The following is a 10,651-nucleotide window of genomic DNA, read 5'->3' as shown; positions in this document are numbered from 1 at the left end:
CAGGTGGTCAATTACCTAATTTTCAGGGAAAAAATCCCTAAATTTTCCCCCCAATCACTCCAATGGTAGGCACTTTTTCAGGGAAAAAAAGTCTAAAAGCCTTATCCAACAAGGTTTTTAGATTTATTCAGCAAACCCTAAATAGAGTAGTTGCCTGTGCGGGCAAGCTAACTACCGTTCCGAGGGTGACAGCAGTTGCCATGCCGATTGTTGTCCCGAGAAAATCTGAGACAGGCTTTAAGGAACAGGAGCGGCTTAAGAATGAGCTTTTTTGAGTAGCCATCGGTTTATTCGGGTAAATTATGGGAAAAAGCTTATCACCCCCCCCGATTTTGTCAATTATCGCTGTTTTCATCGATTTTATAGGGTTTTATCTAGCTTTTTCGTCAATTCTTCTGGGTTGAGGGGGAGTGAGGTGCGATCGCCTTTATAGGGTTTTATCTCTGTTTTTCGTCAAATCTTCTGGGTTGAGGGGGAGTGAGGAGCGATCGCCCTAAGTCCAGAAAACGGGTTTCTCAAAGAAACCCGTTTTCTCAGTGCGATCGCTTGTGGAAGATAGGGTTTGGGATATTTGTAATGTTTGATACAAATCTCTCGATCATCTGTTCTTAAGATTAAGGCTGGTGTTGCTCATTGATCGGAAAAGAGGCCGGCGCAAGCAGATAAAAACCGCAGAGAAGCTTGTGCCGTGGGATCAAAATTATTAAGCGGAGAATAGCCTCTGACCGGAATTCAACATCAAAGTTAGTAGGAAACTTGTCATCGCCTAAGTAAAGTAACCCTTCATCCACGACACAAAACAATAGGAAAAATACTTATGAGTTATGGAACGCGTGTTCAAGCTATCTCTCAAGTAACGGATCGTAAACCCCTACCTAGCAAACTTCCTCAACGTTTAGAGGCCCTCTGGGCAACCGATGTCTTTACCCTGAGCAAAATGCAGGCCAGTCTCCCCAAAGACGTATTCAAATCAGTCAAAAACACGATTTTAACCGGGGGAAAATTAGACGTTTCCATCGCCAGTGCGGTAGCGGCTGCGATGAAGGATTGGGCCACGTCCAAAGGGGCGCTGTACTATGCTCACGTCTTCTATCCGATGACTAACGCCACCGCCGAAAAACACGATGGTTTTATCTCCGTGCAGAGCGACGGTTCAGTGATCACAGAATTTACGGGCAAAGTCTTAGTACAGGGGGAACCGGACGGGTCCTCCTTTCCTAACGGCGGCCTTCGCTCCACTTTTGAAGCGCGGGGTTACACCGCTTGGGATGTCACCAGTCCGGCCTACGTCATGGAGACGGATAATGGTGTAACCCTGTGTATCCCCACGGTTTTCATCTCTTGGACAGGAGAGGCCCTCGACAAAAAAACGCCGCTTTTACGCTCGATTTCATCGATGAGTAAAGCCGCCACCAGGGTGCTTAAGCTCTTAGGACATACGGAGGTCGCCCCCGTTAACTCCAGCTGCGGCGCTGAACAGGAATATTTCCTAGTCGATGCTCATTTTGCCCATAGTCGCCCCGATTTACTGCTCACCGGTCGCACCCTATTTGGTAAACCCGCCGCCAAGGGTCAACAGTTCGACGATCATTATTTTGGCGCGATTCCCGAACGGGTTCAGGTGTTTATGCAGGAAGTAGAGGAAAGAATGTATCGCCTCGGCATTCCGGCCAAAACCCGCCATAACGAAGTCGCTCCCGGACAGTTCGAGATTGCGCCCTTTTTCGAGGCTGCCAACGTGGCCAGTGACCATCAGCAGTTAATTATGACTTTGCTGAAAAGTACGGCTAAAAAACACGGTTTTGTTTGCCTACTGCATGAAAAACCCTTTGCGGGAATTAATGGTTCGGGAAAACACGTTAACTGGTCCGTCGGCAACGCCACCCAGGGCAATCTGTTGGATCCGGGCGATACTCCCCACGCTAATATGCAGTTTTTGTTATTCTGTGGGGCGGTGATTCGTGGTGTTCACAAGTACGGGCCGCTTTTACGCGCAGTGGTGGCTACCGCCAGCAATGATCACCGTTTGGGGGCAAATGAAGCTCCCCCCGCCATTATTTCCGTATATTTGGGCAGCCAGTTAGAAAAGGTATTCGACCAAATTAGCCAAGGCCGAATTGAGGGTTCTGATGCCCCGGGATTGATGGATCTCGGTGTCGATACCCTGCCGGTATTCCCCAAGGATCCTGGCGATCGCAATCGTACCTCTCCTTTTGCTTTTACGGGCAATCGCTTTGAATTCCGCGCTGTGGGTTCTAATCAGTCAGTTTCCGGGCCGCTGGTGGCGATGAACACGATTCTAGCCGATTCCCTGACTTGGGTGGCGGATAACTTAGAAAGCCGGATGAAAGCAGGGGAAGACCTCAAGACTGCTGCCCAGGGTGTTCTCAAGGAGATCATGGACAAACACAGAAATGTGATCTTCGGAGGTAACGGATATTCCCCGGAATGGCACAAAATGGCGGTAGAAGAGCGCGGTTTGGCTAATCTCCGCACCACTGCCGATGCTTTACCCGTGCTGAGGGCCGATTATATTGAAGAACTGTTTACCCGCATGGGTGTGCTTACCCCCGTTGAACTGGAAAGTCGTTTTGATGTCTATGCGGAACAGTATTTGCTGGCCATCGAAGTGGAGGCGAAACTGGTGGTGAGTATGGCTAAAACGATTATTTATCCGGCTGCTGTTCGCTACTTGTCGGAATTGTCCTCGGCGATCTCTAATGCGGCGGCGATCGGCATCGAGATCAATAAGGAAAGCGCCCAAACCGTCTCGAATCTGATTAAGTTAATGATGGATAGCGTTGCCAAACTGAGTGAGGCCATTGCTAAACACGATTTTGACTCGATCGAGGAACATATGCAGCATTCCGCTCAAACGATCCGTCCCTTGATGGATAAGGTGCGCGAATATGCTGACACACTGGAAGGAGAAGTGGCCGACAATTTCTGGCCTCTACCTACCTATCAAGAAATGTTGTTTGTTAAATAACATGACGACAAGGAGGGGGTAAATGGGCTGAAAAAATGATTGGCCACCCCCTTCTTTTTATCTCTGGTAGTTTTAAGTTATGTTAAGAAAAGTAAATATAAACTTAAAACTACCATGGTATTAACTCCGACAATTGGCGAAAAATCCTATAATCGTCAGGATTGGCAAAAAGGCTATCAATCCCAACCTAACGAGTACGATTACGAGGTAGAAGACATCGAGGGGCAAATTCCCCCCGATTTACAGGGTACAGTCTTTAAAAACGGCCCCGGTTTACTCGATATCGCTGGCACGGCGATCGCTCATCCCTTTGATGGGGATGGTATGATCAGCGCGATTAGCTTCAATCATGGGCGTGTACATTATCGTAATCGTTTTGTTAAAACCCAAGGTTATCTCCAGGAACAGAAAGCGGGAAAACCCCTTTATCGCGGTGTTTTCGGCACGAAAAAACCGGGGGGAGTTTTCGGCAATGCTTTTGATTTGCGTCTGAAAAATATTGCTAACACTAATGTTATCTACTGGGGTGATAAATTACTGGCACTTTGGGAAGCGGCCGAACCCCATCGCCTCGATTCTAAAACGCTTGATACTATTGGTTTAGACTACCTCGATGGTATCTTGGAAAAAGGCGATGCTTTTGCCGCTCATCCTCGCATCGATCCCGCTTGTATTTTCGATAATCATCAACCATGTCTGGTAAATTTTGCCATCAAAACGGGTTTGTCGAGTGCCATTACTCTCTACGAAATTAGTCCCACGGGTAAGTTATTACGTCGTCATACCCACAGCATACCAGGCTTTTGTTTTATCCACGATTTTGTTATTACTCCCCACTACGCTATCTTTTTCCAAAACCCGGTTGGTTATAATCCTTTTCCCTTTCTTTTTGGGTTAAAAGGTGCGGGAGAATGCGTTATCAATCAACCGGACAAGTTAACTAAGATTATTATTATCCCCCGGGATCCTAACAAAGGAGAAGTGAAAGTTTTAGAAACTCCATCGGGTTTTGTCTTCCATCATAGCAATGCTTTTGAACAAGGGGAGAAAATTTATATTGATTCTATTTGTTATCAATCCTTACCACAACTGGATTCAAATAGCAATTTTCAATCGGTAGATTTTGATAGTTTAGCTCCCGGACATCTGTGGCGATTTACACTAAATTTATCAGAAAATACCGTTACAAGAGAATGTATTCTAGAGCATTGTTGTGAGTTTCCCAGCATTAATCCTGCAAAAGTTGGTCGAGATTACCGTTATTTATACATCGCTGCCGCTCATCATGCCACTGGTAATGCTCCTTTGCAAGCAATCTTAAAACTGGATTTATTAACGGGAGAAAAACAATTACATTCTTTTGCCCCCCGGGGATTCGCAGGTGAGCCAATTTTTGTGCCTAAACCCGATGGAATCGCTGAAGATGATGGTTGGTTATTGGTAGTCACCTACGATGCAGCCAATCATCGATCAAATACGGTAATCTTAGATGCTAAAGATATCACTAATTCCCTAGCAGTTATCCATCTTAAACATCATATTCCCTACGGGTTACACGGTAGTTGGACTAGACAATGTTTTTAAGTTAATTCTGTGGGGGTGGATTGAAAACCCACCCTCACTAAACTTTACTCTTGAGATCCTTCTTGTAGTAGCCAAAAACCAGCGAAGGATTCCGATTCAGGGTTAGATTGAATGGCTAAAAAATGCAGATTATTGGCTTTTTGTTTAGCTTCTTCAAAGTTTTTGGCTTCCTTTAAAGTCTCGGTATTAGTGACGTTGACGAGAATCCAGCTATCACTAGCACCCGTTTCTAAACGTAGCACGGGACGGGAACCAGTTTCTAACTTTAAATAGGCCATTTCTAACCCTGACATCCAACCAGCTAGGGGTAAAGCGCGGGGGGAAAAAATAACTAAACCGGGGATTTTTAGATTCTCATCTAATCCCATCCCCAGTATAGGCAAATTTTCTCCGAAGCTAATATCCCAATCTTTTAAATCATTAAAAGAAGACAATTCTAGCGTGACAAAAGCCCATTTATCGGCCTTATCTCCCCGGACAGCATCGGGAAGGGGAACAGCATTTAAAGGGGGATAATTCACGGAAGCAGTTTTAGTTAAATTTTGATCATAACCAACTTCTTGGGGATAGAAATTAACCATTCTTTCTTCTATCCATCTCGTTAAAGCATGAGTGCGACGACTAGGGGAAGCGGGAATACCGATATCCTCGCAAGCTTTGCTAATCATGTTATTCATCTGACGACGGAAAAAGCGGATTTTTTTGGGAGTTACCCCCGCTGCCTTGATAGCTGCAGTAACTGCCTCTCCTAACCATTGGGAATTAACCATCGTATTAGGACAATAACTGGCATATTTAAATATTGTATCGGAGGAGCGATCGATTGTTGCCGGAGTTTCACAGATTAATAATTCCCATCTTTTTTTATTATTTTCATCCACCACCGGCCGCGAATAAAAATCAAGTTCCCAAATAGTCATATTTTTTTCAGTTATCAGTTATCAGTTATCAGTTATCAGATTTGAGTTTTAAGTGAACAATATTAAGTGGCAAGTTCCGAGATTTCTTTTCACTGATTACTGCTCACTGTTTACTGTTTACTGCTCACTGAAAAATCCCCTATCCCCGACAACAGTACGAACGCGGTAGATAGGACGTTTTTGGGATTCATGGTAAGTTCGCATCAAAATTTCTGCCAAAAGACCAAAACAGAGTAATTGTACCCCAGTTAAAAAGAATAACACAGCCAGGATTAACAAAGGTCGATCGCCGATGTCTTGTCCGAAACCGAGTTTGAGAATAGTCAGATAAGTGCCTAAAATAATCCCCACTACCATGGATAACAGTCCATAGAGTCCAAAAATGTGCATCGGACGGGTGAGGAACTTTTTCATAAAAAAGACAGTAAATAAGTCCATAATCACGCGAATTGTGCGATCTAAACCATATTTACTCTGTCCGAACCGTCTAGGGTGGTGATTAACGGGAATTTCGGTTATTTTTGCCCCTTCAATAAAAGCTAACGCGGGTAAAAAGCGATGTAATTCCCCGTAGAGATTCATATCGGCGATTAATTCGGCTCGATAGGCTTTCAAAGAACAACCGTAGTCCTGTAATTTGACCCCTGTTACCTTTGCTATCAGCCAATTAGCTATTTTTGAGGGTAAAAGCCGTTTTACCCGGTCATCTTGGCGATTTTTGCGCCAGCCACTCACGAGGTCATAACCTTCCTCTAATTTGGCCAATAATAGGGGTATATCATTGGGATCGTTCTGTAAATCGCCGTCGAGGGTAACGATGACCCGTCCCGTGGCATAATTAAATCCGGCAGCCATAGCCGGGGTTTGTCCGTAGTTGCGTCGCAATATTACCGCCTTGAGATCATCGCGATTTTTGGCTAAATTAGTTAAAACCTCGGTGGAACCGTCCTTAGAACCGTCGTCAACACAGATAATCTCGTAGTTAATTCGATAAGAACGCAAAATCGAGGCGATACTCTCCACGAGATGGGAGATACTGTCCACTTCGTTATAAATGGGAACCACTACCGATAAAGTCTGGACAGCAGCCTGCGGGTTTGGTTCGTTGACACTGATGGACGGTGTAATCGGGTACATAGTTGACTGACGCTGGGACGTTTTGGGGCGATTGTATCACAATTCAGTTATCAGTTATCAGTTATCAGTTATCAGATGTGAGTTGTCAGTTCACTGTTTACTGTTCACTGTCCACTGTTCCCTGAAAATACCCCCCACTTCCCACTTCCCATTATCCACTCCCTGTTCCCTGTTCACTGCTCCCTGTTTGCTTTTTGGCTAAAATTGCCTGACGAAAACCTAAGACGACGAGAATATTGGAGAGGGTGAGGAAAAGTTCGGCGCTGCCGTGTAACCAATCGACGTTAGCTAATTCTTTACCGTAGTGGATTTTGGCGTAGATACCAGCAGGAATGGTGATAAAAACGAAGATTAACAGCACATAAAAGCCAATTAAGGCTAAACGGGGCATTTTTCCTGAACGAGTGACAAACCAAAGAAACCCCAGATAGGGAAACAGGGAAATGGCAAATAAACTGTCTTTATTCATTGTTAACGCTGATTTTACTGGAACGCCACAGCCACCAACCGGCAGCACAGAGGGTAAAATTTCCTAAGACAGTCATGGCTGCCTGTAGGGTGACTAACCAGGATAAGGCACTGATATTATCAAAAAAATGCCATGTACAGGCACACATGGCCCCAATTAAAGCGGGTAACATTCCCCAAGATAACATTCGCCACGATCGATCGCTACTGATGTCGCCATAGGTCCAGACTAACCAGATTGCCGCTATCCATTCTACGACACTCGATACATGAACTATCCACGTCGGTATTGATAAAGCATTCATTTTTTTACAGTTATCAGTTATCAGTGGGTAAGTTATCAGTTATCAGATTTGAGTTTTAAGTGAGCAGTATTAAATAGAAGTTTCCTACTCTCTTATCTCGTTCCCATGTTCTACCTGAAGGATATTTTAAGAGCCTTAAATATTGTGTGTCAAGGCAGAGCCTTGGCACCAGCAAAACTTTCTAGCCATTTAATCACCTGTTGACCTAAACTAACATTGTTTAATCGATCGATCTCGCGAATGCCAGTGGGACTGGTGACATTAACTTCCGTGAGATAGCCACCAATCACATCTAATCCGACAAAATATAGGCCATCTTCTCGTAATTTTGGGGCTAAAGTGGCACAGATTTCTAATTCTCGATCGGTGATTTCTGTTTTTGCCACCCGTCCACCCACCGCCATATTACCGCGAAATTCTGAACCAGTGGGAATGCGATTAACTGCCCCGATCGGTTCACCATTGAGGACAATAATGCGTTTATCTCCTTCTTTGGCAGCTGGTAAATAATCTTGAATCATTACCGGTTCTTGTCCCCATTTTGTGCTAATTTCAATCATTGAATTGAGATTGCGATCTTCGGGACTAAGAAATAAAATTCCCTCCCCTGCTTTGCCCCCTAAAGGTTTCATAACTGCCGCACCTTTTTGATTGACAAATTCCCTAATCGTTGCTTTATCTTGGGAAACAATTGTGGCGGGCATTACCTGAGCAAAGTGAATAGTATATAACTTTTCGTTGGCATGGCGTAAACCCCTAGTTGAGTTAATTACTTGGGTTTTTTGTGGGTCGATCAGATCTAATAAATAGGTGGCATAAAGATAAGCAATTGTCACGGGTGGGTCTTTTCGCATCCAGACAAAATCGAAGTTTTCTAGGCAGGTAAAAACTGTCTCTTGTCTTTGATACCATTGAGATACAGCCACCCAATGATTATCTTTTAACTCCACAGGAACCAGTTCAATTTTAGTCAGTTTTGCCCAAGCTTTTCCCGCAATTGCACTGAGAGCCGTGATGGAAGTTATCCAGATTTCATGACCTAATAGTTGGGACGCTTCCATGATAGCTACACTGGTATCATGGCCCGGATCTAGATACTCGATCGGATCGATAATAAAGGCTAGTTTCATTAATAGTTTTTATCCTTAATTCTGCAACAGGGGAGCTAAACCACCACTTCTATCTAAAGCATAGATGTCATCGCAGCCCCCGATGTGTTGATCGTTTATAAAAATTTGTGGTACACTTGTACGGCCATTGGCTCGATCGGACATTTTGGCTCGCGCTTCTTCATCACCATCGATACAATATTCAGTAAACTCCACTCCTTTTTTCTTGAGTAATGCTTTAGCGCGGATACAGAAAGGACAGGAACTCCAAGTATAGATCTCAACATTAGCGGCCATAAAATTTATCTCCCTTCTTTACATATCTTAAATTTTAGCCGATAACCGAGCAGTGATCTTCCTTCAGGTCAGTCCCGATGCCAAAGTTGGCACCGCCAAGCCTGAAAGTGGTACTTTTCCCTCCTGCCGACCGCCTCCTGCCGACCGCCTTCGTTAATCAACGAGGGCGAATGCAATTCGCCCCTACAATAATATTATTGCGCCAATGGTAGGGGCGCACCGCGTGCGCCCAAAACGTCCTCTAGATATTTCGACCAAATTGAGATGCACCCAAATTATCCCTATTCTTCTTCCTTCCACACAAACACCAGAAGAGCCATTTCTTTTTGTTGTTGAATAAAGCCTCACACTGGAGAAAAGCCGCTTTGAGAGTGGTTTCAATCTCATCTCGATCCATGAGAGTCCTAAAAAAGCTGATTTCAAAGGGTGACGATCCACGATAATCTAAGTATTGGGGAAATCATACCGTAAAATCACTCATCTATGACACCACGCTCGCTCACCGTTTGGCTGCTTTCTGTTCTTTTCTGGCTGTCTAGCTTGCTTATCATCCCTACTGCTCAAGCTTTGACCCCAATTCAACTATTAGATGTATCTTACAAAGACTGTCCCCCCGAATTAGCCGAGGGGAGTGTCACCAGTGGGGGAACCAGTTTTCCGGCTAATTGTTTTTTAATCACCGGCAAAGCTAAAAATAATTCCGGAAAAACCGTCTATGATGCCGATGTTTTTGGTCGGATTTACGATGCTAACGGGGAACCGGCTTTACAAAATCGTAGCCGGGTGGGGGCAATTCCCGAAGTGCCACCGGGGATTAGTGATTTCGAGATCAGAATTTCTGTTTCTACCAATCAACCAACCCCCTTGCGACTGGAAAAATTCAAAGCTTCCGGTTTTACCAGTAGTGTGGATCCGCGGATTTAGAAACTGCTGCTGACCAAACTGCTGGCCCCTGTGGCTACGACACTCTGAACAACGTTGAGCAGCAGGAAAGCGAGAATCGGGGACAAGTCCATCCCGCCTAGGGGTGGGATAATCGAGCGAAAGAGGTTTAAATAGGGATCGGTAATCGGACTGAGAAAAGACATAATCTGATAGGCCCAACCGGCATTTTGGAACCAAGTCAGTAAAACCCTAACAATTAGGATTACCGAGTAAATTTGCAGGAAATTGTTGATTATCGTCAAAATAAACCCTATATCGCTCATAAATAAATCTTTCCTCAAGAGGGCGTGATGGTTAGTTTAGCTTTGATCTTACCAAAAAAATGGTCTTTAGTTACTCTCGCCGCCTTATCTGACTGGTTTTAACCAGCTATCGGCATTCATCGGGGTTGACGGACACCGGGTAAGAAAACTGGATACAGCAGTTTTCTTAATAGTGAGGTACGAAGTTTTCCTTTTGGGGAGTCTCCGATTATTCAAGTAGTTTTTCCATAACCTTTGTATTCTGCGCACAAGTGAGATGCTCCCGAGTATTTACCGAATCACTACCTCTCAGGAGTGATAGGCAATTGATTAATAGCGATAATTGCCGTGCGATAAAGCGAGGTAAGAAAATAGACTCTTTCTGGTTAATCTGGTCTTAACTTTGCCCCAAATCCTTCTAAAACAGTGATACCAACGGAAGGGGATAAAATCCACAAACGAGGGGCATTATCTTCATTGTAGCTCTGATTTTCCCGTTTAGCTTGTCTTTGCAGTTCGGATAAAATCGCCAAAAGTTTCGCTAAACAATTGCGAATCTCGCTCCGATTGGGAGGATTGCGATAGGGTTCAATTAAGACAGTATTAAGGACAATTCTGCCTAATAATCCCAGATAATTGGGGTTGGGTTCGGGAT

Annotated in this window: 10 protein-coding genes and 1 pseudogene; 3 read left to right on the top strand and 8 right to left on the bottom strand. The window is 44.5% G+C overall.

Annotation, left to right across the window (positions count from 1 at the left end; all coding sequences use genetic code 11):
- Positions 1-817: 817 nt before the first annotated feature.
- Both PN470_RS19915 and PN470_RS19910 read left to right on the top strand, forming a co-directional pair.
- Positions 818-2,989, top strand: a complete 2,172-nt coding sequence (locus tag PN470_RS19915) for a glutamine synthetase III family protein (RefSeq protein WP_272104983.1) — start codon at positions 818-820, stop codon at positions 2,987-2,989.
- 114 nt (positions 2,990-3,103) lie between these two features.
- The gene (locus tag PN470_RS19910; protein ID WP_024971245.1) at positions 3,104-4,573 is read left to right on the top strand and encodes a carotenoid oxygenase family protein; all 1,470 of its coding nucleotides are present in this window, start codon (positions 3,104-3,106) and stop codon (positions 4,571-4,573) included.
- 44 nt (positions 4,574-4,617) lie between these two features.
- On the opposite strand, the gene PN470_RS19905 is transcribed toward PN470_RS19910, so the two are convergent.
- The 6 genes from PN470_RS19905 to grxC form a co-directional block, all read right to left on the bottom strand.
- Positions 4,618-5,493, bottom strand: coding sequence for a Tab2/Atab2 family RNA-binding protein (locus PN470_RS19905; RefSeq protein ID WP_016516823.1), 876 nt, complete (start codon positions 5,491-5,493; stop codon positions 4,618-4,620).
- A 117-nt stretch (positions 5,494-5,610) separates the two neighbouring features.
- Positions 5,611-6,630 (bottom strand): glycosyltransferase, encoded by a 1,020-nt coding sequence (locus tag PN470_RS19900; protein ID WP_272104982.1) that lies wholly within the window; start codon positions 6,628-6,630, stop codon positions 5,611-5,613.
- 151 nt (positions 6,631-6,781) lie between these two features.
- On the bottom strand, positions 6,782-7,099 hold the full coding sequence (locus tag PN470_RS19895) for a DUF3593 domain-containing protein (RefSeq protein WP_016516825.1): 318 nt from the start codon (positions 7,097-7,099) through the stop codon (positions 6,782-6,784).
- Positions 7,092-7,403: a DUF2499 domain-containing protein gene (locus PN470_RS19890; protein WP_002734463.1), complete on the bottom strand. Its 312-nt coding sequence runs from the start codon at positions 7,401-7,403 to the stop codon at positions 7,092-7,094. Before PN470_RS19890 ends, PN470_RS19895 begins: the two co-directional genes overlap by 8 nt.
- A gap of 149 nt (positions 7,404-7,552) precedes the next feature.
- Entirely contained in the window at positions 7,553-8,533 is a 981-nt protein-coding gene (gshB, locus tag PN470_RS19885; protein WP_271937671.1) for a glutathione synthase, read from the bottom strand.
- 15 nt (positions 8,534-8,548) lie between these two features.
- A complete protein-coding gene (gene grxC / locus PN470_RS19880; RefSeq protein WP_002791228.1) occupies positions 8,549-8,809 on the bottom strand; it encodes a glutaredoxin 3 in 261 nt (86 codons plus the stop codon).
- Positions 8,810-9,292: 483 nt separating this feature from the next.
- Between grxC and PN470_RS19875 the strand changes: the two genes are divergently transcribed.
- Complete coding sequence (locus tag PN470_RS19875; RefSeq protein ID WP_002732285.1) at positions 9,293-9,733, top strand: hypothetical protein; 441 nt, start codon at positions 9,293-9,295, stop codon at positions 9,731-9,733.
- On the opposite strand, the gene PN470_RS19870 is transcribed toward PN470_RS19875, so the two are convergent.
- Positions 9,730-10,017, bottom strand: a complete 288-nt coding sequence (locus tag PN470_RS19870) for a YggT family protein (RefSeq protein ID WP_002763635.1) — start codon at positions 10,015-10,017, stop codon at positions 9,730-9,732. The two genes, PN470_RS19875 and PN470_RS19870, sit on opposite strands and share 4 nt — an antisense overlap.
- Positions 10,018-10,304: 287 nt before the next feature.
- Positions 10,305-10,651, bottom strand: a pseudogene (locus PN470_RS19865) (hypothetical protein); the annotation flags it as partial.

The organism is Microcystis sp. CS-574, from assembly GCF_028329095.1.
GTDB classification, from domain to species: domain Bacteria; phylum Cyanobacteriota; class Cyanobacteriia; order Cyanobacteriales; family Microcystaceae; genus Microcystis; species Microcystis ichthyoblabe_A.
Note: the sequence above shows the minus strand (reverse complement) of the source record. Positions and strands in the feature narration are given on the sequence as shown.